This window comes from Alsobacter sp. SYSU BS001988 (assembly GCF_054796215.1).
The window spans coordinates 39,493-62,775 of record NZ_JBTAMK010000001.1 but is presented as its reverse complement, the minus strand read 5'-3'; the positions used below and the strand labels follow the sequence as shown (position 1 = coordinate 62,775).

24 protein-coding genes are annotated in these 23,283 nt (G+C 67.4%); 6 read left to right on the top strand and 18 right to left on the bottom strand.

Going from position 1 to position 23,283, the window contains the following annotated elements:
* Positions 1 to 266 precede the first annotated feature (266 nt).
* Both ACYVO7_RS00320 and ACYVO7_RS00315 read left to right on the top strand, forming a co-directional pair.
* Positions 267 to 512, top strand: coding sequence for a hypothetical protein (locus ACYVO7_RS00320; protein WP_406856454.1), 246 nt, complete (start codon positions 267 to 269; stop codon positions 510 to 512).
* 172 nt (positions 513 to 684) lie between these two features.
* Positions 685 to 870: a hypothetical protein gene (locus ACYVO7_RS00315; protein WP_460447867.1), complete on the top strand. Its 186-nt coding sequence runs from the start codon at positions 685 to 687 to the stop codon at positions 868 to 870.
* An 83-nt stretch (positions 871 to 953) separates the two neighbouring features.
* Here the strand turns inward: ACYVO7_RS00315 and ACYVO7_RS00310 are convergent, their stop codons facing one another.
* Complete coding sequence (locus ACYVO7_RS00310; RefSeq protein ID WP_406856456.1) at positions 954 to 1,214, bottom strand: hypothetical protein; 261 nt, start codon at positions 1,212 to 1,214, stop codon at positions 954 to 956.
* Positions 1,215 to 1,504: 290 nt separating this feature from the next.
* Here ACYVO7_RS00310 and ACYVO7_RS00305 point away from each other — a divergent pair, with 290 nt between their 5' ends.
* From ACYVO7_RS00305 to ACYVO7_RS00290, 4 genes are all read left to right on the top strand, one after another.
* Positions 1,505 to 2,302: an aldolase gene (locus ACYVO7_RS00305; protein WP_460447866.1), complete on the top strand. Its 798-nt coding sequence runs from the start codon at positions 1,505 to 1,507 to the stop codon at positions 2,300 to 2,302.
* A gap of 153 nt (positions 2,303 to 2,455) precedes the next feature.
* Positions 2,456 to 3,910 carry a glycoside hydrolase 5 family protein gene (locus ACYVO7_RS00300; protein WP_460447865.1) on the top strand — a complete coding sequence of 485 codons (1,455 nt, stop codon included), beginning with the start codon at positions 2,456 to 2,458 and terminating at the stop codon, positions 3,908 to 3,910.
* A 163-nt stretch (positions 3,911 to 4,073) separates the two neighbouring features.
* Positions 4,074 to 4,907, top strand: coding sequence for a transglutaminase-like domain-containing protein (locus tag ACYVO7_RS00295; protein WP_406856459.1), 834 nt, complete (start codon positions 4,074 to 4,076; stop codon positions 4,905 to 4,907).
* A 129-nt stretch (positions 4,908 to 5,036) separates the two neighbouring features.
* A complete protein-coding gene (locus ACYVO7_RS00290; RefSeq protein WP_460447864.1) occupies positions 5,037 to 6,167 on the top strand; it encodes an aminotransferase in 1,131 nt (376 codons plus the stop codon).
* Positions 6,168 to 6,176: 9 nt separating this feature from the next.
* On the opposite strand, the gene ACYVO7_RS00285 is transcribed toward ACYVO7_RS00290, so the two are convergent.
* From ACYVO7_RS00285 to ACYVO7_RS00205, 17 genes are all read right to left on the bottom strand, one after another.
* Positions 6,177 to 7,109, bottom strand: coding sequence for a succinylglutamate desuccinylase/aspartoacylase family protein (locus ACYVO7_RS00285; protein ID WP_460447863.1), 933 nt, complete (start codon positions 7,107 to 7,109; stop codon positions 6,177 to 6,179).
* 21 nt (positions 7,110 to 7,130) lie between these two features.
* A complete protein-coding gene (locus ACYVO7_RS00280; protein ID WP_460447862.1) occupies positions 7,131 to 8,159 on the bottom strand; it encodes a histone deacetylase family protein in 1,029 nt (342 codons plus the stop codon).
* Between the two features lie 25 nt (positions 8,160 to 8,184).
* Positions 8,185 to 9,216, bottom strand: coding sequence for an ABC transporter ATP-binding protein (locus tag ACYVO7_RS00275; protein WP_460447861.1), 1,032 nt, complete (start codon positions 9,214 to 9,216; stop codon positions 8,185 to 8,187).
* A 9-nt stretch (positions 9,217 to 9,225) separates the two neighbouring features.
* A complete protein-coding gene (locus tag ACYVO7_RS00270; RefSeq protein WP_460447860.1) occupies positions 9,226 to 10,242 on the bottom strand; it encodes an ABC transporter ATP-binding protein in 1,017 nt (338 codons plus the stop codon).
* Between the two features lie 22 nt (positions 10,243 to 10,264).
* Positions 10,265 to 11,527, bottom strand: a complete 1,263-nt coding sequence (locus tag ACYVO7_RS00265; RefSeq protein WP_460447859.1) for an amidohydrolase family protein — start codon at positions 11,525 to 11,527, stop codon at positions 10,265 to 10,267.
* A 25-nt stretch (positions 11,528 to 11,552) separates the two neighbouring features.
* Positions 11,553 to 13,154 (bottom strand): ABC transporter substrate-binding protein, encoded by a 1,602-nt coding sequence (locus ACYVO7_RS00260; RefSeq protein WP_460447858.1) that lies wholly within the window; start codon positions 13,152 to 13,154, stop codon positions 11,553 to 11,555.
* Between the two features lie 38 nt (positions 13,155 to 13,192).
* Complete coding sequence (locus ACYVO7_RS00255) at positions 13,193 to 14,116, bottom strand: ABC transporter permease (RefSeq protein ID WP_460447857.1); 924 nt, start codon at positions 14,114 to 14,116, stop codon at positions 13,193 to 13,195.
* A 7-nt stretch (positions 14,117 to 14,123) separates the two neighbouring features.
* Positions 14,124 to 15,047 (bottom strand): ABC transporter permease, encoded by a 924-nt coding sequence (locus ACYVO7_RS00250; protein WP_460447856.1) that lies wholly within the window; start codon positions 15,045 to 15,047, stop codon positions 14,124 to 14,126.
* Positions 15,044 to 16,489, bottom strand: coding sequence for an amidase (locus tag ACYVO7_RS00245; RefSeq protein WP_460447855.1), 1,446 nt, complete (start codon positions 16,487 to 16,489; stop codon positions 15,044 to 15,046). Before ACYVO7_RS00245 ends, ACYVO7_RS00250 begins: the two co-directional genes overlap by 4 nt.
* A gap of 4 nt (positions 16,490 to 16,493) precedes the next feature.
* Complete coding sequence (locus ACYVO7_RS00240; protein WP_460447854.1) at positions 16,494 to 16,757, bottom strand: hypothetical protein; 264 nt, start codon at positions 16,755 to 16,757, stop codon at positions 16,494 to 16,496.
* 214 nt (positions 16,758 to 16,971) lie between these two features.
* The gene (locus tag ACYVO7_RS00235) at positions 16,972 to 17,154 is read right to left on the bottom strand and encodes a hypothetical protein (RefSeq protein ID WP_460447853.1); all 183 of its coding nucleotides are present in this window, start codon (positions 17,152 to 17,154) and stop codon (positions 16,972 to 16,974) included.
* Positions 17,155 to 17,457: 303 nt separating this feature from the next.
* The gene (locus ACYVO7_RS00230) at positions 17,458 to 18,612 is read right to left on the bottom strand and encodes an EAL domain-containing protein (protein WP_460447852.1); all 1,155 of its coding nucleotides are present in this window, start codon (positions 18,610 to 18,612) and stop codon (positions 17,458 to 17,460) included.
* A gap of 389 nt (positions 18,613 to 19,001) precedes the next feature.
* Positions 19,002 to 19,187: a Flp family type IVb pilin gene (locus ACYVO7_RS00225; protein ID WP_460447851.1), complete on the bottom strand. Its 186-nt coding sequence runs from the start codon at positions 19,185 to 19,187 to the stop codon at positions 19,002 to 19,004.
* A gap of 276 nt (positions 19,188 to 19,463) precedes the next feature.
* The gene (locus tag ACYVO7_RS00220) at positions 19,464 to 20,003 is read right to left on the bottom strand and encodes a PAS domain-containing protein (protein ID WP_460447850.1); all 540 of its coding nucleotides are present in this window, start codon (positions 20,001 to 20,003) and stop codon (positions 19,464 to 19,466) included.
* Positions 19,934 to 21,322: a PAS domain-containing protein gene (locus ACYVO7_RS00215; protein ID WP_460447849.1), complete on the bottom strand. Its 1,389-nt coding sequence runs from the start codon at positions 21,320 to 21,322 to the stop codon at positions 19,934 to 19,936. Before ACYVO7_RS00215 ends, ACYVO7_RS00220 begins: the two co-directional genes overlap by 70 nt.
* 585 nt (positions 21,323 to 21,907) lie before the next feature.
* The gene (locus tag ACYVO7_RS00210; RefSeq protein ID WP_460447848.1) at positions 21,908 to 22,384 is read right to left on the bottom strand and encodes a cupin domain-containing protein; all 477 of its coding nucleotides are present in this window, start codon (positions 22,382 to 22,384) and stop codon (positions 21,908 to 21,910) included.
* Between the two features lie 401 nt (positions 22,385 to 22,785).
* Entirely contained in the window at positions 22,786 to 23,151 is a 366-nt protein-coding gene (locus ACYVO7_RS00205; RefSeq protein ID WP_460447847.1) for a hypothetical protein, read from the bottom strand.
* Positions 23,152 to 23,283 lie beyond the last annotated feature (132 nt).

Below are 23,283 nucleotides of genomic sequence, written 5' to 3'. Positions count from 1 at the left end.
CCGGCGTCCTTCTGACCCCTGGGAGCGGGACGCGTTGATGGGCCGCCGAACGGCCTCATGCTATTTATCGGCTGATAATCCTACCCGGTCAAGCGGCTTGGGGCCGGCTTCGGTCTCCGAATTCCGGCGCCTCGGGGGCGGCGAAGCCGCGGCGGCCGCGTCGGCCGGGCCTGCCTCCGCCGCCTCCAACAGCATAGTTGTAGCCATCCCGCACTTGATGCAGAGTTCCTTCGCTCGGCCCCGCGTCGAAGCCTCAGGAGGAAAACATGCGTGCAATTGCAATGGCCTTAGTGCTGGGCGCCCTGGCCACCACCAGCGCCTTCGCCGAGACGACCTGCAAAGCCCAGGCGACGGAAAAGAAGCTGGCGGGCGCCGCCATGAACAGCTTCATGAAGAAGTGCGAGTCCGACGCCGCCAAGACGTGCTCGACCGCGTCCGCGGAAAAGAAGCTCTCCGGCGCGGCGAAGACCAGCTTCACCAAGAAGTGCGTCAGCGACGCCGTGGGCGCCTGACCGGACCGTTCCGCGCGCGACCCCGCGGGGGCGCGTCACCCGGGAGGGCCGGCGTCGCGCCGGCCCGGACGATGAGTCGTCCCGACGGGACGTTTTCGCCCGTCATGTGAGGTTGCGCACCCTGGGCATGTGAGGAGGCCTGCATAGTCGGATCTCTCAACAGGAGCATCCCATGCGCGTCGCACTCGCCATCCCCGGATCCGCCGCCGTCCTGGGCGCCGTCATCGTCGTTCTGGCGGCCGTCGTCGGTTCGCTCTTGCTGCTGCGGGTCACGCCCGCCTCGGGCTTATCCGCCGCCCCCGCGTGCCAGGTCGTGGACACGATCGGCATGGGAGCGGAGTGCTGGGACCCCGAGTGATCGGCGGCCACGAAAAAAGGCCGCTCGGAAGCGGCCTTGAGGCGTCCGGCCGCAGCCGGGCGCAGGGGTCTGCCGACTGGTGATCAGTCGCAGCGGCGAATGCGGCGAGTGACAGTGTCGCCGTCGTCGTTTTCCTTGGTGATCGTGACGTAGCGGCAGCCGCCGCGCACGCTTCCGGTGGTGTAGTCGCGGTCATAGTGGCGACGGTCCCAACGCCGGCGATCGAAATCGCGGTCGCGGTCGCGGCCCACGGTCACGCCGCCGGGTCCGATCGAAAACTCCTGGGCGGTCGCCGCTGCGGCGCCGGTCACGCAGAGGGCGGTCGCGAGCAAGATCGCTTTCATGGACGTGTCTCCTCAGCCATTGCAGTTGCGCCAACAACTCTTGGGCGGGGGGTCGGTTCCGACCGCGGACCCGGCGACAGGGGGGCGCGGCGGTCCACAAAGACGGGAGAAGAGGCGCGCCGGGGACTTGGGCCGGCCATGCTCCTGCGCCTGAGCATGCTGCGAAAAGGTGGGGACCGGCTTTTCGCGCCAAAGCATGCGACCACCAGGAAACGAGAGATGCTGTGTTTCCGTCGAAACACAGCATCCTCTAGAGTGGCGCCGGTCCACCCCTCCGGAGCACACCGCCCATGGCTCATTCCCTCGGCCCAGCCGCCGCCCCGTCCGCCTCCGCGGGGCCGAACCAACCCAGGCTCGACGCGGACGCGGTGCGGCAGGCCAAGGTGGACCTCGCCGCCTGTTTCCGGATGGCCGCCCGCAATGGGCTGGAGGAGGGCATCTGCAACCACTTCTCGGCGCTGGTCCCAGGCTATGACGACCTCTTCATCGTCAATCCCTATGGCTACGCCTTCCGCGAACTCACCGCCTCGCGGCTCCTGGTCTGCGACCTGCACGGCAACGTGGTCGACGGCGAGGGCCAGCCGGAGGCGACCGCCTTCTACATCCACGCGCGGATCCACAAGGCCATCCCGCGCGCCCGGGCGGCGTTCCACACCCACATGCCCTACGCCACGGCGCTGGCCATGACGGAGGGCGACCCGCTGCTCTTCGCCGGCCAGACCTCGCTCAAATTCTATGGCCGCACCGCGGTGGACCGGGACTATAACGGGCTCGCTCTCGACGAGAGCGAGGGCGACCGGATCGCGGGCGCGATCGGCGACGCCGACATCGTGTTCATGAAGCACCATGGCGTGCTGGTGCTCGGCCCGACGATCGCGGAGGCCTGGGACGACCTCTATTACCTCGAGCGCGCCTGCCAGGCGCAGTGCCTCGCCATGGCGACCGGGCGCGCCGTCACCCCCATCGCGCCCGCGGTCGCCGAAGCCGCGGCCCGGCAGATGCGCGAGGGCGACCCCGAGTCGGCCCGCCTGCACCTGGAGAGCGTGAAGCGCGTGCTGGACGCCGAAGAGCCCGCCTACAGGCATTGAGGACGCCGGCGGGGAGGCGAACGGAAGTCTGGAACTTGGGAACGATCTTTGCGCGAGCCCGCTTATCCAGAGTTCCACGATCCGCGCCAGAGACGTCGATGTTCTCCTCAGCCCTCACCGAAAAGCGACCCGCCCGCATGGGTCGCCCGCCTCATGTCTGATCTGAAGCGCCGCCTCGCGCCGCATGCGTCGATTTCGCCCGTCAGGCAGCCCTGGATCGAGGTTGCGCCGGGCGCGCCTTACTTCCAGACCGAAGACGGCGATCCCTGGCACCCCATCGGCTATAACGACGCGATCTCGTGGGTCGACCTGAACGGGCTGTTTCGCCGCCGCGACCTGCCCGGGGTGGACCGCTATCTCGCCGGCCTCGCCGCCCAGGGAACCACCGTCATCCGGGTCATGCTCGAATACGCGCAGATCCGTCATCGCCATTTCGAGCGTCCGGCCGGCGTCTTCGTTCCGGCGATGATCCGGCTCTGGGACGACTTCTTCGCCATGGCCGAGCGCAGGGGCCTGCGCTTCCTGATCACGCCCTTCGACACGTTCTGGACGTGGCTGCGATGGGACTGGCACCCCTACAACCGCGCCCTTGGGGGGCCGCTGGCGTCGCCGTCCGAGTTTCTCCTCTGCGGCGAGACCCGCAAGGCCATCAAGGCGCGGCTGGAATTCGTCGTCCGGCGCTGGGGCGGCTCGGGCGCGTTCTTCGCGTGGGACCTGTGGAACGAGATCCACCCCGCGCAGGCCGGCGACAGCGCCGACTGCTTCCCCGAATTCATCGCGGACCTGTCCGGCCATGTGCGCCGGCTGGAGCGCGACCTCTACGGCCGCAGCCATCCCCAGACGGTGTCGCTCTTCGGTCCCGAACTCGAATGGCGCGGCCACCTGCCGATGAACGAGCCGCTGTTCCGGCACCCGGATCTCGATTTCGCGACGATCCACGTCTACCAGAAGGGCACTATCGACGACCCGCAGAACACCGTCGATCCGGCCCTCGACATGGCCCGGCACGTGCGGGCGCATCTCGGCGAGATCAGGGACATGCGCCCGTATCTCGACACCGAGCACGGCCCGATCCACCTGTTCAAGGACAAGAAGAAGACCCTGCCGGAGGACTTCGACGACGAGTATTTCCGGCACATGCAGTGGGCGCATCTGGCGGCCGGAGGGGCGGGCGGCGGCATGCGCTGGCCGAACCGGCGGCCCCATCGCCTGACCGACGGCATGCGGCGGGCCCAGGCCGCGCTGTCGCGCTTCATGCCCGAGATCGACTGGCTGTCCTTCCGTCGCGTCGCGATCGACGCGCAGGCGAAGAGCGCCGCCGCTCTGCATGTCACGGCCTGCGGCGACGACCGGCAGGCGCTCGTCTACCTGCTCCGGACCGACGCGCTGGACCGGCGCGGCATGGTGGACCGCTCCGCCGCGCCCGTGTCCGCCACGCTGTCCATCCCGGGGCTGAAGCCCGGACGCTACCGGGCCACGGCGTGGGACACCGCGGCGGGCGAGCCGGCGGCGCGCCTGGAGGGAGCGAGCCAGCATGGCGCTCTGACCCTGGCCCTGCCGCCCTTTGCGGCCGACCTCGCTTTGGCGGTGAGGCCCATCCAGGGCTGAGCCGCCCTCGCGCAGCCCGCGCATCGCCCGGGTCGCCCCGAAAGCGCGGCTCCAGAAGCGTCATTTCTGCCCATGAAATGAGCAAATTGCGAGCCAGGGAACCGACGAGGCCGCCGCCCGTTGCGAGGACATCCCTTACGCTCGCGCCTCAGCAGGTTCTCCGATGCTCATCCGCTACGGCTTCGATATCGAGATCGAAATCAGCCAGCCCACCACCCTCGTCACCGCCATGGACGTGCATCCCGACCGGCGCGCCTCGATCATCCGAGAGACGCCGTTCTCGGTGAGCCAGGATGTCCCGGTCGAGACCTTCGTCGACGCCTTCGGCAATGTCAGCCGCCGCGTCACGGCCCTTCCGGGCGCGCTGACGATGCGACTGGATGGCGTGGCCCGCGACAGCGGCAAGCCTGACCCTGTGGACTGGGCGGCCCAGGCCATCCCGCCCGCTTCTCTGCCGGCCAATGTCCTGCCCTACCTGCTGGGCAGCCGCTATTGCGAGACCGACCTCCTGGCCGGGCTCGCCTGGAGCAATTTCGGCGCGATCGAAGGCGGCTGGGCGAAGGTCCAGGCCATCTGCGACTTCGTCAACCGCAGCCTCGTCTTCAGCTACCCGCAGGCGCGGGCCACGCGCACCGCGTCCGAGGCCTATCGGGAGGCCACGGGCGTGTGCCGGGACTTCACCCACCTCGCCGTGACCCTGTGTCGCTGCCTCAACATTCCCGCGCGCTACTGCAACGGCTATCTGGGCGACATCGGCGTCGATCCCGATCCGGCGCCCATGGACTTCAACGCCTGGTTCGAGGCCTATATCGGCGGGCGCTGGTACACGTTCGACGCCAGGCACAACCAGCCGCGCATCGGCCGCATCCTGATCGCGCGCGGGCGTGACGCGGCGGACGTCGCCATGATCACCTCCTTCGGCCCGCATCTGCTCAAGCGCTTCACCGTCGTCACCGAGGAGGTCCAGCAGGCCGACGCCTTCACGATGGCGGCGTGACGCCACGGATCATCCGGACGTCGCGGCGGCGCGCGCAAGCATCGCGCCGGACCCGCGCAACGCGGGGGTGATTCCGCGCCCGATCGTCGCTACAAGGCTCCGGCCGGCTGCCCGGTCTGGAGACACGCGATGCATATCCGCCCGTTCGGCGTCGAAATCTGGATGAACGAGTTCGAGACCCGGTGCGAGCTCAATCTCGCGGAGACCTGCGTCGAAAGCCTCACCATCGCCCAGCTCCTCGCCCTCGCGGGCAAGAACGACCCCGGCCTCTCCGAGCTGCTGCCGATGAAGATGACCTATGGCGCCATCGAGGGGTCGGACAGGCTGCGCGACGCCATCGCGTCGATGTACGAGCGCCAGGCGCGCTCCAACATCGTCGTCACGCACGGGACGATCGGAGCCAACTCGCTCGTGCACCAGGCGCTGGTGTCGCGCGGGGACCGCGTCATCTCGGTCATCCCGACCTATCAGCAGCACTATTCGATTCCGGAAAGCATCGGCGCGGAGGTCGTGCATCTGCGCCTGCGGGAGGAGAACGGCTTCCTTCCCGATCTCGCCGAATTGCGCGACCTGGCCGCGCCGGGCGTGCGCCTCATCGCCATCAACAACCCCAACAACCCGACCGGCGCGCTGATGGACCGCGCCATGCTGGAGGAGATCGCCGCCATCGCGAGGGCGAGCGGCGCCTGGGTCCTGTGCGACGAGGTCTACCGCGGAACCGACCAGGAGGGGGACGGCATGACCGCCTCCATGGCCGACGTCTACGAGAAGGGCGTCAGCACGGCCGGCATGTCGAAGGCGTTCTCGCTCGCCGGGCTCAGGCTCGGCTGGGTCGCGGGCCCGGCCGAGGCGATCGAGGGCGTCATGCATCACCGCGACTACAACACCATCTCGGTCGGCATGATCGACGACTACTTCGCCACGCTGGCCCTGGAGAACCGGGACAAGGTCCTGTCCCGCAGCCAGGCGATCACCCGCGGCAACCTCGCCATGCTGGCGGAGTGGGTCGAGCGGGAGCCGCTCATCTCCTGGGTGCGCCCCAAGTCCGGCACCACGGCCCTGCTGAAATACGATCTCGACATGCCCTCCCGCGACTTCTGCATCGCCTTGCTGCAGGAGACCGGCGTGCTGTTCACGCCAGGGTCGGCCATGGAGATGGAGGGCCATGTCCGGATCGGCTACGCCAACGGGCCCGAGATCCTGAAGGCCGGCCTGGCCCGCGTGTCGGACTTCCTCGCCCGGCGCTCCGGCCGCCGCTGAACGCGGGGCTCAGGCCGCCAGCGGCGAGCCCACGCCCAGCAGCGCCTCGCCCTGGTTCACCGACAGGCTGGTGAGCCGGTACAGGATCCGGCCGTCCTGCTCGGAGCGGATGGTTTCTCGGACCTCGCCGAAGACGTCCCGGATCTCTCCGATCACCGCGCCTTTCTCGACCGTGTCGGACACCTCGGCCCGGGCGTACCAAAGGCCCGAGCAGGGCGCCGTCGGCACCCACATGGTCATGATCTCCGGCCTGGCCGGGGCAGGGGATCCGGCCTCCTGCGGCAGCATGCCGATGGACCGCATCACGCCGTGCAGGCCGCGCGTGAGCTGCGCCACCGTCTCTTCGCCCCACAGGCCGTTTCCGCTCACCTCCGGCAGCAGGCTCGGCACGCCCAGCGCGTTCGCGGCCATGATGGTGGATCCGGCCCGGGTCGCCGCGACCGCGACCGGGACGCCGAAAGCGGCGGCGAGCGCTTCGGACTTGGCGCAGCCCTTCGGGAAGATCGTGAACGGCGCGAGGCTTTCGTCGAGGTCGCCGCCATGCAGGTCCAGATAGGCGTCCGCATGCGGATAGATGTTGGCGACGAGCCAGTGCGCCAGCCGCTGGCTGGCGGTGCCCTCAGGGTCGCCCGGGAACATGCGGTTCAGGTTCTTCCCGTCCTGCGGCATCACGTAGATGCTGCGCCGGTAGAAGCCCTGCTGGTTGACGATCGGGAGCACCAGCAGCGTGCCGCTGATGTCCTCCGGCCGCGTCTGGGCGAGCCTGACGGCGGCTTCGACCGAGCAGAATTCGGAGCCGTGCACCCCCGCGGTGACGACGAGGCATGGCCCGGGCCGAGGCCCCTCGACGATCACGAAGGAGAGCTCGACGCCCTCGAACGGCGTGAGGGAGCCGGTCAGCCTGCGGGCCCGGCCTGTCCGGAGCGGCGGCAAAGTCTGCATGGTCGTCATCCTTCTCGTGGGTCAGGCGGAGGGGCGTTCGAAGGCGCCGAGGAAGCGGCTCAGATAGCCCCCGAGATGCGGGCTCAGATAGCCGCCCTCCTGCACCAGCAGGGTCGGCAGGGCGAGCCGGGCGAAGCGCCGGGCCGCCTCGGCGAAGCCGTCGCCGGTGATCCCGAAAGCGCCCACCGGGTCATGCTCGGCGGCGTCGAACCCAAGCGACACCACGAGCGCGCCGGGCGCGAAGGCCCGGACGCGGGAGAGCGCGCCGTCCACGGCGTCCAGCCAGGCGGGGTCCTGCGTCCCCCAGGGGAGAGGCTGGTTGTAGGTCAGCCCCTGTCCGGCCCCGGCGCCGCACTCGTCGGAATAGCCGGCGTAATAGGGCGCGGTGAGGCTGGGATCGACATGGATGGAGCAGAACAGGACGTCGGCGCGCTCGTAGAAGATGAACTGCGTCCCGTTGCCGTGGTGGACGTCGATGTCGACCAGCGCGACCTTGCCGTGGCTCTTCGTCAGCCGATGCGCCGCGATGGCGGCGTTGTTGAGGAAGCAGACGCCGCTCATCAGGTCGGGATAGGCGTGGTGGCCGGGCGGCCGGCACAGGGCGTAGACGGCCCGCTCCGGCCCGGCGAGGCGGTCCGCCGCGTGGATCGCCGCCTGGGCGCTGGCGTTCAACGAGCGCCAGGTGTCGGCCGTGATCGGGCACGAGGTCGAGTTGGAGTACCAGCCGAACTCGCCCAGCAGCTCCGTCGGCTTGCGGTGCATGCGGTGGGTGGGGTGCACGTTCGGGATCGCGACCGGCCCGTAGTCGGGATGCGCCGACCAGCGCTCATGGACCGTCTGGAGGAACGCCACATAGCCGGCGTCGTGCACCTCCAGGATCGGCTCGAGGCCGCCCAGCGGCGCCTCCACGATCGCGTGCCCGTCCTGGCGCGCCGCATCGAGGAAGATCCGGTAGCGCTCGCTGCGGTCGGGCTGCGCGATGAAGCGGCCCGTCCGGAACACCTGGTCAGGATCGTGCAGCGCCTGGTCGGGATGGTGGATCGCCAGCATTCGGATCTCCGGGGGAAGAAGGGCGTCAGTCTGCGAAGTGGCACGCCGCCCAGTGGGCCGGGCGGACCTCCCGCAAGGGCGGCGTCGCCTGCGCGCAGATCTCCTGAGCCATCCAGCAGCGGGTCCGGAAGGGGCAGCCGGACGGCGGGTTGAGCGGGCTCGGCACGTCGCCGCGCAGGATGATGCGCTCCTGCCTGCCGTCCTGCCCCCCGCCCGGAATGGCGGACAGCAGCGCCTGGGTGTAGGGCATGCGCGGGTCGGCGTAGAGGTCCTCCGCGCTGGCGACCTCGACCAGCTTGCCGAGATACATGACGCCCACGCGGTCGCTGAAATACTCCACGACCGAGAGGTCGTGCGCGATGAACAGGTAGGTGAGCCCGAACTCCTCCTGCAGGTCCGACAGGAGGTTCAGCACCTGCGACTGCACCGACACGTCGAGCGCCGAGACCGCTTCGTCGGCCAGGACGAATTTGGGCCGCAGCGCCAGGGCGCGCGCGATGCCGATCCGCTGGCGCTGGCCGCCCGAGAACTCGTGCGGGTAGCGGTCGAGATGCTCCTTGCGCAGCCCGACCACCCTGACCAGATGCTCGACCCGTTCGTCGCGCTCGTCGCGGCCGGCTTCGCCCTGGATCACGAGCCCTTCGGCGATGATCTGCCGGATGGTCATGCGCGGGTCGAGGCTGCCATGCGGGTCCTGGAAGATGACCTGCAAGTTGGGCCGCAGGGCCTTCAGCCGGCGCTCCGACGCGGTCAGGACGTCCTCGCCCTCGAACAGCACCTGGCCTGACTGCGGCCGCTCCAGCCGCACGATCGACCGTCCGAGCGAGGACTTGCCGCATCCGGACTCGCCGACGAGGCCGAAGGTCTCGCGCTTTTGGATCGAGAAGGAGACGTCGTCCACGGCCTTCAGCCACTCGGTCTTCTGGTTGAAGACGCCGCTGCGGACCGGATACCAGGTCCTGAGATTGCGGATCTCGAGCAGCGCCTCTCCCGCGGCGGGGAGGGGAGCCGCCCCCGTGGCGTGTTCCTGCGCGTCTGCGTGGCCCTGCCTCGTCATCTGCGCATCCTAGTAAAGCCAGCAGGCGGCCAGGCTGCCGCTGTCGGTGGGGCGAAGCTCGGGCGTGGTCGCGCAGACCGGCATCGCATGGGGGCAGCGCGGCTGGAACGGGCAGCCGGGCGGCATGCGCAGGGGGCTCGGCACCGAGCCCCCGATCGCGTTGAGGCGCCGACCCTTCATGGCCGGGCTCGGGATGGAGGAGAGAAGCCCGACCGTATAGGGGTGCCGGGGGGCCCCGGTCACCTGCGCGGTCGCCCCCCGCTCCATGACGCGCCCGCCATACATCACCACGACCTCCTCGCACATCTCCTTCACGACGCCGATGTCGTGGGTGATGAGCAGCACGGCCGTGTTGATCCGCTGGCGCAGGTCCTTCACCAGATCGAGGATCTGGGCCTGAATGGTGACGTCCAGCGCGGTGGTCGGTTCGTCGAGGATCAGAAGGTCGGGCTCGTTGGCTAGCGCGATCGCGATGGTGACCCGCTGGCGCATGCCGCCGCTGAGCTTGTGGGGATAGTCGTCGACCCGGCGCTCGGGCGCGGGGATGCCGACCATCTTGAACAGCGCGATGGCCCGGTCGCGGGCTTCGCGCCGGCCCATGTCCTGATGGGCCTGCAGCGCCTCGATCACCTGGTCGCCGACCGTGTAGACCGGGTTGAGGGCGGCCATCGGGTCCTGGAAGACGAGACAGATGTCGCGTCCCCGCATGCCGCGGATCTCGCGCTCCGAGAAGCTGACGATGTCGCGGCCCTTGAACAGGATATGGCCTCCGGCGACGAAGCCGGGCGGCTCGATCAGGCGCATGATCGACAGCGAGGTGACGCTCTTGCCCGAGCCGGACTCGCCCACGATCCCGAGGCTCGCCCCCGCGCCGATGGAGAAGCTGACGCCGTCCACCGCCTTCACGACGCCGGACGCGGTGCGGAAATGCGTCCGCAGCTCCTGGACAGACAGAAGCTCCGGCGCGCCGGCGGCGAGCGGCGAGCCCGCTCCGCCGTCCTGTGCTGGGCGCGTCCCGTTCAGCATGTCCGGCCTCGCCGCTGCGCCGTCATCGCGCCGCCCGGCCTGGAGCCGCGCCGCCGGAGCGGCTGCGCACCACGCCGGCCTGCATGACCAGCCTGACGTCCTCAAGCGCTCCGAGGTCGTCCGTCGGATCGCCCGCGACCACGATCACGTCCGCCGCCAGGCCGGGCTTCAGCGCGCCGACCTTGTCGGCGATGCCGATCACCTCCGCGGCGTAGCCGGTCCCAGCCGTGATCGCCTCCGCCTTGGGCATGCCGCCCTCATGCATGAGCGACATCTCGAAGGGCAGCCCGTCGAAGGGCGTGAACCGCCAGCCGGCGTCCGTCCCGGCCACGAAGCGCACGCCCGCCTCCCGCATCTTGCGAAAATGCAGCAGGTTCTCGTCGAACATCTTGATCCAGCGGGTCAGGAGCGCCTCTTCGTCCGGCGTTCTCTTCGCCTTCGCCCGCATGGTGCGAAGGACCGAGCCGCCCACCGCCAGCGTGCTGGTGACCGGGATGCCGGAGCGGGCGAGCCTGTCCACCACGGCGGGGTCGTAGCGCTGGTTTCCCTTCGCGTCGGCGATGAAGCCGGCGTGCTCGATCTGGTCGACGCCGGCCGCAATGGCGTAGTCCGTGGACTCGGCGCACAGGCAATGCACCGTGATCTTGCGGTCGAGCCGATGGGCCTCGTCGGCGAGCGCCGCCATCTCCTCGCGCCGGTAAGACGGCTTGTACGAGATGGTGTTCACGGTCCCGCCGCCGCTGCCCATCACCTTGATGAAGTCGGCGCCGAGCTTGACCATGTCGCGCACCTTGCGGCGAAGCGCGTCCTCGCCGTCGGCCTCGCCGCCCATGTACCAGGTGTGTCCGCCCGTGATGGTGATCGGCTGCCCGCAGGCCAGGACCCGCGGGCCGAGCCCGTAGCCGAGCTCCAGCGTCCGGCGCACATGGATCGCGGTGCTGCGCAACGCGCCGACGTCCCGCACGGTGGTGACGCCGGCCGCCAGCGCACGCTGGGCCGTCATCACCGAGGTGGCGACCAGGACGCCTTCGGGCTCCCTCACCGCGTCTTCCAGCGAGGTGCCGTCGCCCGGCAGATTCAGGTGGACGTGGGTGTCGATCATCCCCGGCATGATCGTGCAGCCGGGGAAGTCCATGGTTTCGGCCTCCGCCGTCGCCAGGCCCTCGGGCGCCCGGCCCTGGAAGGCGCCCACGATCGCGCCGTCCTCGACGACCAGCACGGCGTCCGTGAGGGGCGCGGCGCCGGAGCCGTCGATCAGCCGGTCTGCCCTGATGAGCGTTCTCATGGGCGGTTCCCTTCGCGCTTGAGTGTCAGTCGGCCAGCGAGGCGGCCCAGAGATATTCGAAACCGCCGCCCGCATAGGTCACGCCGGTCAGCTTCTTGGAGGTCATCACCAGGTCGATGTTCTGGCGGATGGGCATCATCACGGCATTGTCCATGATGATCTTCTGCGCCTCGTGATAGATCTTGGTGCGCTTGGCCGGGTCGCGCTCCTGCTGGCCCTCGGTGATCAGCTTGGTGAGCTGCGGATCCGAGAACTTGCTCCAGTTGAAGTACTCGTTGGGCAGGAACCAGAAGTGCAGCGCGTCGGGGTCGACACCGATATACTGGAGCGGGGTCATCGACATTTCGCCGCTCGTGTTGGCGGCCAGCCAGGCCGGCGTGGCGAGCTGCTGCACCTGAACGTCCATGCCGATCTTGCGCAGATAGCCCTGCATCGCCTGCGCGAGCAGCGGATAGGACGGCACGGTCGCGATCGCGTTGATCGTGAAGGCGAGGCGCTTGCCGTCCTTCTCCCAGAACTCTCCGGACTTGGTCCAGCCGCCTTCCTTCAGCGACGCCTCGGCCTTGGCGGGATCGTAGGGGTAGGAGTCCTCCAGCGACGCGTCGTAGCCGGTCATCCCCTTCAGCAGGGGCGTGTTGCTGGGCGGGAAGACGCCGGCCTCGGCGAGCTGGATCACGCCCTTCTTGTCGATGGCGTACTGGATGGCCTTGCGGACATGGATGTCGTCGGTCGGGAACTTGGAGGCGTTGATCGGGGCGAAGATGCCGAGGCCGCTGATCGGCACCGGAATGGCCGTGTAGGTCCCGGCCTTCTGGAAGGCGTTCCAGTAGACGCCGGGCGTCTGCTGCATCATCTGCGACTGGCCGCTCTGGAACTGGCTGACGCGGGCCTGGGAGTTCGGGACGATCTGGAACTTGATCTCCGCGATGTTGGCCGGGCCGGAATGCTTCACCGCCGCCGGCCCCCAGTTGTAGGCCTCGTTGCGCTTCAGCACGAGGCTCTGGTTGGGCTCGTAGCTGACGAACGCGAAGGGACCCGTGCCGGTGGGGTGCAGAGCCAGGTCCTTGCCGAACTCGGCGATCGCCTTGGGCGACTGGATGCCGAGGTAGGGCTCGCCCAGCTGCGCCAGGAACGGCGCGTAGGGCGTCGCGCAGGTGAACTTGACGGTCATCTTGTCGACCGCTTCCGCCGTCCCGCAGGGCCCGAGCAGGCCGAGCGAGATCTTCGACTGGGTGGCCTTGTCGGTGATGTATTTGATGTTGGCCACGACGGCTTCCGCGTCGAAGGGCGTCCCGTCATGGAAGGTCACGCCCTCGCGCAGCGTGAAGGTGTAGGTCTTGCCGTCGTCGGACACCGTCCACTTCGTGGCCAGATGCGGCGTCACCTCGAACTCGGGCGTCAGCCAGACCAGCGTGTCGAAGATGTTCATCGCCAGCGGCCCGACATTGCGGGCGCCGGTGGTGGCGGGATTGAGCGAGTCGATCGGTTCGGCCCAGCCCACCGTCAGCTTGGCGTTCTTGTTGGGCGTCTGCGCGGTCGCCCCCTGCGCCGCCAGCGACAGGGCGCCGGCCGCGAGCGCGGCGGCGAAAGCTTGCTTGGAGAGGGGGGTGCGGGCTCGCTTCTGCATGGTTCGACTCCGTCGAGGGGGGCGTTGCTTCTGGGCCGCTATCGCCGGGCCAGCGTGGGATCGAGTTCGTCTCTGAGGCCGTCGCCGATAAGATTCACCCCGATGACGAACAGCGACAGGAACGCCCCGGGGAACACCGTGATCCACCACGCCAGCGTGATGTAGTTCTGCCCGTCATTGAGGATGCTGCCCCATTCGGGCGTGGGCGGCTGGACGCCGAGCCCGATGAAGCCCAGCGCCGTGATCCAGAGCGCCGCGATGCCGAGCCAGGTGGTGGTCAGCACGATCACGCCCGACAGCACGTTGGGGGAGATGTGCCGCGCGATGATGCGCCACGGACCCGCCCCGAGCGTGATGGCCGCGTCCACATAAGGCAGGTTGCGGACCTCGGCGGTGGCGCCCTCGACGAGGCGCGCATAGACCGGGACCAGGATCACCGCGATGGCGATCACGCCGTTGATCAGCCCCGGGCCGAGGATCGCCGTCACGGTGAGCGCCAGCAGGATCCCCGGGAAGGCGAGCAGCAGGTCGACGAAGCGCATGATGATGAAGCCGACGGCCCCGCCGAAATAGCCCGCGATCAGTCCGATGCTGGCGCCGAACACGCAGCCCAGCACGACGACCAGCAGGCTCGCCAGCATGGTCGTGCGCCCGCCATAGAGCACGCGGGCGAAAAGGTCGCGCCCGAACGCGTCGGCCCCCATCGGGTGCTCGAACGAGGGCGGCGAGAACGTCGCCATCGGGTCCTGCGCATTGGGGTCGAGCGGCGTCAGCAGCGGCGCGGCCGCCACCAGCGCGGTCAGCAGGATGCAGATGATCAGGCCCGCCAGCAGGCTGCGGTGCCGCAGCGCCCGGAGGGCGACGCGCCAGCGCGGGACCTTGGGAGTGATGGCGTCCTGCAGGTCGTCCACGGCCGGCGGCGGCGGGAGCGGGGCGGGGGCGGCGTCGCTGTGGATCGTCATGGCCCGGTCACCTGCTCGCGACCCTGGGGTCGAACACCGGGTAGAGGAGATCGACGATGAAGTTGGTCAGCGCGTAGATGCCGGCGATGATGAACACGACCGCCTGCACGGTCAGGTAGTCCTTCGCCAGGATGGCCTGGACCAGCAGCCTGCCGATGCCGGGCCGCGAGAACACCGTCTCGACGATGACCGTGCCGGAGAGCAGCTGCCCCACCTGCAGGCCTACGATGGTCAGGATCGGCAGCAGCGCGTTGCGCAGCACGTGCCTGAGGAACACCTGCACGCGGCTGACGCCCTTGGCCCGCGCGGTGATGACGTGCCTTTGCACCTGCGCGGCGATGATGCTGGACCGGACGAAGCGCGCGTTGAACCCCATGGAGCCCAGCGCCAGCGTGGTCGCCGGCAGGACGAGGCCCTTCAGCGACGTGCCGCCGACGACGTCGAACCACGGCAGCGTCACCGCGAAGGCCAGGATCAGGAGGAGGCCCAGCCAGAAGCTCGGGATCGACATGAAGGTGAGCGCCACCGTCATGGCGACCGTGTCGGCGGCGCGATTGCGCTTCACGGCGGCCAGGATGCCGAGCGCCATGCCGAAGCTGAGCGAGAGGGCCAGTCCGGCGATGGTGAGCTGGATCGTGGCCGGGAAGTTCGCCGCCAGCAGCGAGGTCACCGATTGCTGGTTGCCGTAGGAATAGCCGAAGTCGCCGTGGAACAGGGCCGAGATCCACTGCAGATATTGGACGTGCATCGGCAGGTCGAGGCCGAGCTGCGCCCGCAGCCGGGTCGCGACCTCCTTGTCGCCCGCGCCGGTCCCGAGCAGGGCCGCGACCGGGTCGCCCGGGATGAGCCGGATGATCAGGAAGACGATGACGCTGATGCCGAAGGCCAGCGCGACGATCGCCAGGATGCGCCGCAGGACGTAGCTGCTCACGTCGCAGCCCTCCCGTGCGGCGGGCCCGGGGACGCCGCCGCGGCGAGCGGCGGCCGCAGCCGGCTCAGGCCCAGGCGCTGCTCCAGCGCGTGGGCCGCGTCCAGGATGGCGTTCTCGGCGCAGGGCGCGCCGGCGAACTGGATGCCGGTCGGCAGGCCGCCCTCGCCGAAGCCGTTGAGGATCGACACCGTCGGCGCGCCGGACAGCACGCCGGCCAGATTGAGCGGGCGCCGCCCGGAGGCGCGCGGCAGCCCGTATTCGAAGTCCTCGTCGATCCTGCAGGCCACCACGCCCAGCGAGGGCGCCAGCAGGGCGTCGTAGCGGCCGGCCAGCTCGGACACGCTGTCGGCGATGAGGCGGCGGATCCGCTGGGCGCGGATGTAGTCGTGCGCCGGCAGCACCGCCGCGGCGAGCCTGTGCCCATGGGCCTTGCGGGCCTTCAGCTCCGCCGTGCGGCCGCTCGCGACGAACTCGTCGAAGGCCGCATAGGCCTCGGCGCCCGAGATGGTCTGCGTGACCTCCGCATAGGGAAAGTCCGGCAGCTCCACGCTCTCGAGCGCGCCGATGTCGCCCAGAACCGCGAGAGATTCCTCGAATCGCTCCTTCACCTCCGGCTCCGCCCCGTCGCAGCATCCCTCCACCACGCCGAAGCGGAAGCCCGAGCGGCGCGGGTTCGGCCGGCGATAGCGGTAGGGCTGCGCCAGGCTGGAGCGGTCCAGCGGGTCGGGGCCGGCGATCGCCTCCAGCACGAGGCCGCAATCGTCGGCCGTGCGGCACATCGGGCCGAGCCTGTCCAAGGTCCAGCACAAGGTCATCGCGCCGGCCCGGCTGACGCGTCCATAGGTGGCGCGCAGCCCCGCCGTGCCCGTATAGGCGGCCGGGAACAGGATGGATCCGCTGGTGTCGCTGCCGATGGCGAACGGAACCGCGGCCGCGCTCACCGCGCCGGCCGGCCCGCTGGAGGATCCGCTCGTCCAGCGGTTCGGGTCCCACGGATTGGCGGCCGGTCCCGTCGTGGACGCGTCCGGGTTGTCGTAGCCCATGCCGCCGGCGATCTCGATGGTGGCCAGCTTGGCCGCCAGGACCGCGCCCGCCGTCCTCAGCTTGGTCACGACCGTCGCCTCGCGGTCGAAACTCTGCCCCGCGAAGGGCGGAGCCCCCCAGGTCGTCGGCGCGCCTACGGCGGCCACGATGTCCTTCAGCCCGTACGGAACGCCGTGCAGCGGACCGCGGTCGAGCCCGCTGCGCAGCTCGGCCTCCGCCAGCCTCGCCTCCCGAAGGGCGACGTCGTCCATGATGGTGACCACCGCCCTGATCGCCGTCCCGATCCCTTGCAGACGCTCCAGATAGAGCTTCGCCAGGTCGACGGGCGAGACCTCGCCCTTGCGCAGCAGCGCGCCGAGCTCCCGGATCGACAGGAAGGCGACGTCGTCGCTTATCACGGGCCTATCCCTGCACGGCGTGGAACATGAAGGCCGGCTCTTCGGAGTTCTGCAGCCTGACCCGATGCAGCGCCTCGCTGCTGGCGATCTGCGCCTTCAGGCTCAGGCGCATGTCCTGGCGCTGGAGCTCGGTCAGCGCGCCTTCGTGAAGGAGCTCGACGATCTGCTCCAGCCGCCCGGCCAGGGCCGCCATCCGGTCCTCGTCCAGCGCCGGATAGCCGCGAGGCGCAGCCGCAAGCCCCTGATCAGGGCTGTCATCGGAGGGCATGACCGATCTCCATCGCGTGGAACTGTCATAGACGACTATAACGGTTTCACGCGAGTATAGCCCTGTCAACCGCAACTCATGCGGGAAAAGCGGGCTTTGCCCGCCGATTTGCTGGGCAGGCCCGCCGCCCTTCGGCGACCTGTCTCAGTATATGAATACAGTCGACCTAGCCGGGGCCCGCTCATGGCCCAGCCCGTCGCCCCCCGATTGTGATCTAAAACGAGGGGCCGTAAAGCCGGACTCTGAAGCGGCCGTCGACATGCTGGTCATGCAGCACCCTTCGAACCGAGCCCGGCTCGCGACGTACGATCTCCTCACGGTCGAACAGACCCTGAGCGAGCTTGTTGTAGCCGAACAGGAGGTCACCCTTATGGGCCTCGATCAGCAGGTAGCGCATAGCCTCCCTCCCGTTGAGCGATGGGAGACCTTGTCGAGCTGGGCGGCCCCGACAAGCCTCTTGCTATCCGCAGATCCTGTTCGGGCGAAAGGGCAGGCCGTTCGCCTGACGCCGGACGGACTGCGGCGAAACGCAAAGACCTGCGAAGGCTCTGGGAGGAGCGGGATGGTGAGTTGCTGGGTTGGATGCTTGCTGGACTGATCGGGCTTGGCCTCTCGGCCGCCCCGGGCGCATCGGCCCAACCCAGGGGCGAACGGTTCACGGGGCGGGGAGGTCGGGCGCCCGCCACCGGGACTGAGCAAATCACTCGGCTGCGATCGGCGTAAGATAGGCCAGCAAATCCTCTAGAGCGAAGGCATCGGACAGTGCGGGTCCCTGGCCGATCTCGGCGCCGAGGATGCGCAGGACACTGATGTCCTCAGAGTGCACAAACCCCTTGGCGACCACCCGCGCTCCGGATTCGCGGGCACGGTTCAGCGCTACTTTGCAAAGTCCGGCGCGAACACCCTCACTCGCCGCCCCGTTTACAATGGTCGGGGCGAGCACCACCTCTGAGCAAATCAGCGTCTCTGGAATCGACAACGAACTGGGGGTCAACCCGAAGTCGTCTACCCCAATGTCAACCCCATAAAGCTGCAGTCGAAGCGTGGCGTCGCGGCTGGCCAGGATCGTTTCCAGCAACTCGTCGCCGGGAATCAGAAAAACCAGGCCCGGCCACGATTTGCTTGAAGGCAACACGCTGCGCGCGAAATCCACCATACCTGGGCCGCCAAGCAGGCAGGCTGGCATAGTGAGTGCGAAGGGAACATTGCATACCTGAGAAATCTGGCTCCAATCCCGGACTATGCTCGAAATTGAGAATGAAGCGATCGACCAGAGATCATCCCTCGACAGCTTCGTGAAGACCTTGGGAGCATCGATCAAACCGATCCGGGGATGCCTCACCCTCAAGATAGCTTCAAAGGACGTGATTGTGCGGGAGGCGAGATCAAGGCGAGGTTGGTATGAGAGTTCCAGCTGGCCCTTCCTGAGGGTGTCGTGCACGCTCAATGTGTTGCGGGAGACGATCGCTTCTTCTTCGCCGAGGAAGGCGGACCGCAACTGCTCGAGACCGAAAGGTTTCGAAAGCGGCGCTCTCACCTGCAGGCCCATCTTCCTTCCGACACGGGCCACTTGATTGAGGACTTCGTGCCCCCGCCCGCTGATGAGAATGATGCCTCCTGTGAATCTCATGTCGGTCAGATCGGACATCACCTCGATCGCGTCCGTCGACCCAAGAGCCAAGTCGAGGAGAACGAGGTGAGGGTCGAAATCCGCCACGGCGTTACGGGTGGCGAGGCGAGTCGCGGCGCAGTGCGTGGTCCAGCCCATCTGTCGGATGGCTGCTGACAGAAAGGCGCACACGCCCGGATCATCGTCGACGACCAGACAAGTCAGACCCTCGGCTGACAGCTGCATAACTCCTCCTGCGGCGGTTGAAGAGGCGTCTGACGGACTTACCCGGCGTCACGGGCTTTCGGATGGATCTGGCTCGTCAGCAAGCGCTTGCCACGGCGCATGAATCCGGATTCGGTCTGCAGCGCAGAGGCCGGCGGCGATGTCCATGATCAGGCTTTCGCGATCCCGCCGACCATGCGACGCCCATGAGAGAGCGGTAGGCGTCCTCGACCTTGCTCTCGATCCCCATCAAAGAAATGTCCTCGAGAGCATGCTCTCGCACGCAACGCGCCATCTGAAGGCGCTTCCCTTGCATCGTTCAATCCTCCCAATGATGCGCCCGACGACTGATGGGATCTCGTCGGCGATCCGCAGGGCCTCGCTAAGCCGAGGCCCTGCGGTTCACGGTGTTACTCGGTCGCCGTTGATGCGTTGCCGAGATTTGCTCCAACGTTATCGAAAGTGTTGGAGAGGTTACTCTTGAGACTTCCCACGGCCCCAATGAGGCCGATGGCAATCAGAGCTGCAATCAGTCCATATTCGATTGCAGTAGCCCCTTCTTCGTCGCGGAAAAACGAAATCATCATATTGATCATCTGTTCCTTCCATTTCTAATTGACAGTACGAAGACTATGGACGAGCACATTGCCAATGTATTAATTCGATAACGTGGATCAGAAAAGGGAAAGTACACATCGCTTACGCGAGCATTTCTTGCTCTCGCGAAGAGTGCTGACGACATGCTGAGAGACAAAATCGCTCAGCGGATACAATGGGGGCAGACCCCCAATGAGGGCTGCCGTGTTCACCAAGGCTGATTTGGGCCTGTCCGGGACTGGAGGTGGTCCAGGGACGCCACCCCGAGGCGCGACTCAGCCGGGGGCGAGTTTCACTCCGCCCCTGCCGCCTGCCGAGCACAGGAACTCGACCCCCGCCGCCTCGAGCGCATTGCGGAGCATGCACAGCCTGCCGTGGTCCCGGTTCTCGGGGTACCCGACCTCCTCCTCGGTGCGCCGGATGGTCGATGCAGATACGCCTGACGCCTTCGCCAGCTCACGCACTGACCAGTTCACGAGGGCTCGCGCCGCACGGATCTGGGCGCCGCCGATGACCTGCCTGTCCAGCGGTCCATCCGATCCGTTCGGGGCGCCTGCATGAAGCCCCTGCCCGGCCTTCCCGGATGCCTCCGCAGCGACGGGCCGGCGCTCGATCACTCCAATCCATTCACCGACCCAGCCATCCTTATGGGCGACAGGAGCTCCGCGGGAGCGGACCCACACATAATCGCCGGTACGGGTTCGGAGTCGGTATTCGCCTTCGTTTCGCTCAGCCCCCGGCTGCGTCAGCATGGCATCGCGCACCCGCTCGCGGTCAGCAGGATGGAGCGCATTGAGCCAGCCCCAGCCCTGCATCTGCGGGGCCGACTGTCCCGTAAAATCCTTCCAGCCGAGACAATCTTCGAGCAGTCCTTCCGGACTTGCCAGCCAGACGAAGTCCCCGGCGACCGCTGAAAGGGCCGCAAGCCGGCCCTCAACCTTGGCGACCTGCTCTCTGACACGCGCGTGCTCGGACTCGGCCTCCTTCTGGGCGGTGACGTCAAACGTAATTCCGATGATGCGGCGAGTGCCCTTCTGCAGATCGCACAGCAGCTTTCCCCGGGCTCGAACCCATCGCGTCCGGCGACTCTGATCCTTAACGGACTCCCGGTGTCTTGGATGCAGCGCAAGGCGTCCATGACGCGCTGGCGATCGTCGGGATGCACGTAGTGCTCGGTCTCGCTCACATCGCCTGAACCGATCCCGAGAATCTCCGCGCCGTTTTCAGACCTGGTGACGAACTGGGTCTGCAGATCGTAATCCCAGGTGACCATGCGCGCCGCTTCGAGAGCGAGCCTGCTGCGCTCTCCCTCGGTTCTGGCCTGTTCCTCCGCCTCGCGGCGATCGTGGATGTCCTCTATCGATCCGATCCACTCGCGGATTTCGCCCTGTCCGTCCTTGAGGGGCAGCATCTTTGACTGGCACCACCTGTATTGCCCGGAGTGGTGACGAACCCGGAAGCTCCAAACGGCGCTCGCGCCAAGTTCGAGGGCGTCGAAATAGATCCCCTTGATCCATTCCACGTCACCCGGGTGAATCGCGGCAAGCCAGCCGTGGTCCTGATAGTCCTCTGGATCTTGTCCTGTGAATTCTGACCAGAAGCGGCATTCGATCTGCTCGCCGGTCGAGGTGCCTCGCCATTCACCGACGGAGTTCAGCGTGGCGAGCGCGCGGTAGCGCTCCTCCCGGGCTGCAAGGTCGCGCTGAGCCTCGCGGATGTGAGTGACGTCGAACAGGGCGCCAGCCGCCCAGGCCGGCTTGCCAGCGCCATCGCAGAAGATCTCGCCCTTTGCGGCGATCCAGCGGACCTCACCGTCCGCACGAATGATCCGGAACTCGGAATCAAGGGGTTCTCCCCTCGTTTTGGCCGCGTCGGTGCTGGCCTGAACCCTCGGCCTATCCTCCGGATGAACGCGTTCCATGAAGGATTCGAGGCGGGCCGGCATCTCGCCAGGCTTGAGGCCAAGCAGCCCGTAGAGTCCGTCAGACCAGGTCACATGTCCTGTTCCGAAGTCCCACTCCCAGGTGCCGACCAGAGAGAAAGTGGCGCTATCTTCCAGCGTTCTGGTAGGGCGTTCTGGCCGGTCTCGCTGGCCGTCATACGTAGTAATACGGTTCAATACGTCGCTGTGCATGGCATAGCCGCGTCGATCTGCGGCCCTTCCCGATGTTATTCTCAACTTCGCACTGGAGGAGCACGGATGTGGGGACGTCAGCAACTATTTTTCTCTGATATCTTCGTCCATGCTTGCTGCCGACGAGCGATTTTTCTCACGTGTGTCTATCATAGATCTGGCTGTGCCCCAGTTTTGGCCTTCGTGACGGGAATCGGGATCATCGATGGAGAGCGGTGTCCGGAAGCCTCACGCCCGGCGCCAGGACCTGCTTGGAGGGAGTGGACGTGAGACCGGGCCATCGGGTCGGTCCGCCTCCGCACCGGCGCACGCCGTGGCCTCGCACAGGGAAGCGAAGCCGTGGGGGCGTTCGGATCTTCCGATGGACTGCGAAAACGCTCCACCAGGGCGGCGCTGGCGTCGCAGCGGCGCGCGTCGGCGTCAAGTCCAGGGAGAAAACGCCCAAGGAGGGCCTATCAGCTTGGCTGACGCCCCTGGACCCTTCGCTCGGGCGACGTCAGTCGGTGGCCATAGCCGCGCCGGTTCGATGCCGAATCGCGATGACTGGACTCGGCGACGAAGCGGCGCAACGCGCTATAGCCGAGTTTAGCTCCTGCTTGGATCGTCAGCCGGATTGACGTACTTGATTGCGAAAGGCCCAGTTGAGTTGATTTGAAGAATGGCGCCGGCTGTCGAAAACGCGAAATGGTTCATGTCCGCCGGGAGGTCGACGAAGGCTCCCATCGGCATTTTGTGAGCGTTAGCTTCGTCCAACTTTTCCCCCATCCCGACACTCATCTCGCCCGAGATCACCGTGACGGCCTCAGCCGTAGGATGGCTGTGAGCCGGAATTTTGTAGCCTGCGGGGATCTTGAGGCGGATCGTGAATGGTCCTGCCTTGGTGGGGTCGCCAGCCAATACGGCGAACTGAGCTCCCTTAGGCAGTACGGCGGGAGCGTCGCCCCATTTGAGGTTTTCTAGGGTGGCGATCCCGACAGCGTGGTCCTGTGCGACGCTACGGGGCGGCACACAGAAGACTGCTGCAAAGGACAGTGCGGATCCAACGAGTGCGAGTGTGCGCATGACGGACCTCCGGATCTGTGCGTGATCTACAGGGCGTATCATGACAGCGGATTGAGGAGCGCAGGCGTAAGCTCAATCCTGCAGGCCAGAGTCCGCTCTGGAGCAACAGTGTCAAGCGAGTCGTCGCCGTTCGCTCGGCTTAGTCCAGCAGCCCTCCCGACGATGCGCTGCGGAAGCCAGCCCCTTGCGCTCGGCCCCTTTGGCGCGCCTCTGTCGATCGGGGTGCGCAGCTTGGCCGGGTCATCATCCACCGACGATGGTCGAAAGCGTATGTTCCGGCCGGGCGCAGGATGGCCCGAACACGCACACGCAACGGGCGAGATCAAGTGTGGGCCGCAGTCTGTTTCTGGGATCAAAGCTCGAACGGCGCCTAGCCTATTCAGTGGATCGCAGCCGGTTCCTCAAGCTCCGCCCGGATCGATGAAGGCGCAATAGGTGAAAAAGCGCGGATCAGGGTTTTCAGGCGTCAGAGGAGACATCTGTCCAGGAAGGACCGGCATGCGCCGCACTCCACACCAATGCGCCGGGCGATCGCTGCCGGGAATCGGCAGCCACACCACCATCTGATGCGCGACATGGATCCAGGTGCGGTGGCGATGGCTCAGCATCTCCACGTCGCCATCCGGCAAAAGCCGGTACTCGGCCCACTCGCAATCGCCACGCACAGGGTCACCCGTACAGCACAAATTGCCTTCCCGGCTGCGGAGGTCGCCGTAGACATCATGCGCCAACAACAAGGCCGTGGCGGCGAGAGCGGCGGCATACATGGCTGAGCCCTCCAAAGCGGCTGCACGTCAGCCAGCGGATCAGCAAGATGTCCGCCGGGCGCCGGGACGAGCCTGAGACGCGCAGAACTGAATTCCTCGTTTTGCTTCGTCCGAACGTCGCCCGATCGCGCA

What these genes read in the sequence shown, in the direction of transcription:
- ACYVO7_RS00220 (WP_460447850.1), bottom strand. Translation starts at nt 20,003, where the DNA reads ATGCAGGGCTGGGGCTGGCTCAATGCGCTCCATCCTGCTGACCGCGAG.
- ACYVO7_RS00265 (WP_460447859.1), bottom strand. Translation starts at nt 11,527, where the DNA reads ATGAGAACGCTCATCAGGGCAGACCGGCTGATCGACGGCTCCGGCGCC.
- ACYVO7_RS00255 (WP_460447857.1), bottom strand. Translation starts at nt 14,116, where the DNA reads ATGACGATCCACAGCGACGCCGCCCCCGCCCCGCTCCCGCCGCCGCCG.
- ACYVO7_RS00270 (WP_460447860.1), bottom strand. Translation starts at nt 10,242, where the DNA reads ATGCTGAACGGGACGCGCCCAGCACAGGACGGCGGAGCGGGCTCGCCG.
- ACYVO7_RS00320 (WP_406856454.1), top strand. Translation starts at nt 267, where the DNA reads ATGCGTGCAATTGCAATGGCCTTAGTGCTGGGCGCCCTGGCCACCACC.
- ACYVO7_RS00210 (WP_460447848.1), bottom strand. Translation starts at nt 22,384, where the DNA reads ATGCGCACACTCGCACTCGTTGGATCCGCACTGTCCTTTGCAGCAGTC.
- ACYVO7_RS00315 (WP_460447867.1), top strand. Translation starts at nt 685, where the DNA reads ATGCGCGTCGCACTCGCCATCCCCGGATCCGCCGCCGTCCTGGGCGCC.
- ACYVO7_RS00225 (WP_460447851.1), bottom strand. Translation starts at nt 19,187, where the DNA reads ATGATCAATATGATGATTTCGTTTTTCCGCGACGAAGAAGGGGCTACT.
- ACYVO7_RS00235 (WP_460447853.1), bottom strand. Translation starts at nt 17,154, where the DNA reads ATGCGCTACCTGCTGATCGAGGCCCATAAGGGTGACCTCCTGTTCGGC.
- ACYVO7_RS00205 (WP_460447847.1), bottom strand. Translation starts at nt 23,151, where the DNA reads ATGTATGCCGCCGCTCTCGCCGCCACGGCCTTGTTGTTGGCGCATGAT.
- ACYVO7_RS00295 (WP_406856459.1), top strand. Translation starts at nt 4,074, where the DNA reads ATGCTCATCCGCTACGGCTTCGATATCGAGATCGAAATCAGCCAGCCC.
- ACYVO7_RS00300 (WP_460447865.1), top strand. Translation starts at nt 2,456, where the DNA reads ATGTCTGATCTGAAGCGCCGCCTCGCGCCGCATGCGTCGATTTCGCCC.
- ACYVO7_RS00275 (WP_460447861.1), bottom strand. Translation starts at nt 9,216, where the DNA reads ATGACGAGGCAGGGCCACGCAGACGCGCAGGAACACGCCACGGGGGCG.
- ACYVO7_RS00290 (WP_460447864.1), top strand. Translation starts at nt 5,037, where the DNA reads ATGCATATCCGCCCGTTCGGCGTCGAAATCTGGATGAACGAGTTCGAG.
- ACYVO7_RS00305 (WP_460447866.1), top strand. Translation starts at nt 1,505, where the DNA reads ATGGCTCATTCCCTCGGCCCAGCCGCCGCCCCGTCCGCCTCCGCGGGG.
- ACYVO7_RS00215 (WP_460447849.1), bottom strand. Translation starts at nt 21,322, where the DNA reads ATGCACAGCGACGTATTGAACCGTATTACTACGTATGACGGCCAGCGA.
- ACYVO7_RS00230 (WP_460447852.1), bottom strand. Translation starts at nt 18,612, where the DNA reads ATGCAGCTGTCAGCCGAGGGTCTGACTTGTCTGGTCGTCGACGATGAT.
- ACYVO7_RS00240 (WP_460447854.1), bottom strand. Translation starts at nt 16,757, where the DNA reads ATGCCCTCCGATGACAGCCCTGATCAGGGGCTTGCGGCTGCGCCTCGC.
- ACYVO7_RS00260 (WP_460447858.1), bottom strand. Translation starts at nt 13,154, where the DNA reads ATGCAGAAGCGAGCCCGCACCCCCCTCTCCAAGCAAGCTTTCGCCGCC.
- ACYVO7_RS00310 (WP_406856456.1), bottom strand. Translation starts at nt 1,214, where the DNA reads ATGAAAGCGATCTTGCTCGCGACCGCCCTCTGCGTGACCGGCGCCGCA.
- ACYVO7_RS00280 (WP_460447862.1), bottom strand. Translation starts at nt 8,159, where the DNA reads ATGCTGGCGATCCACCATCCCGACCAGGCGCTGCACGATCCTGACCAG.
- ACYVO7_RS00285 (WP_460447863.1), bottom strand. Translation starts at nt 7,109, where the DNA reads ATGCAGACTTTGCCGCCGCTCCGGACAGGCCGGGCCCGCAGGCTGACC.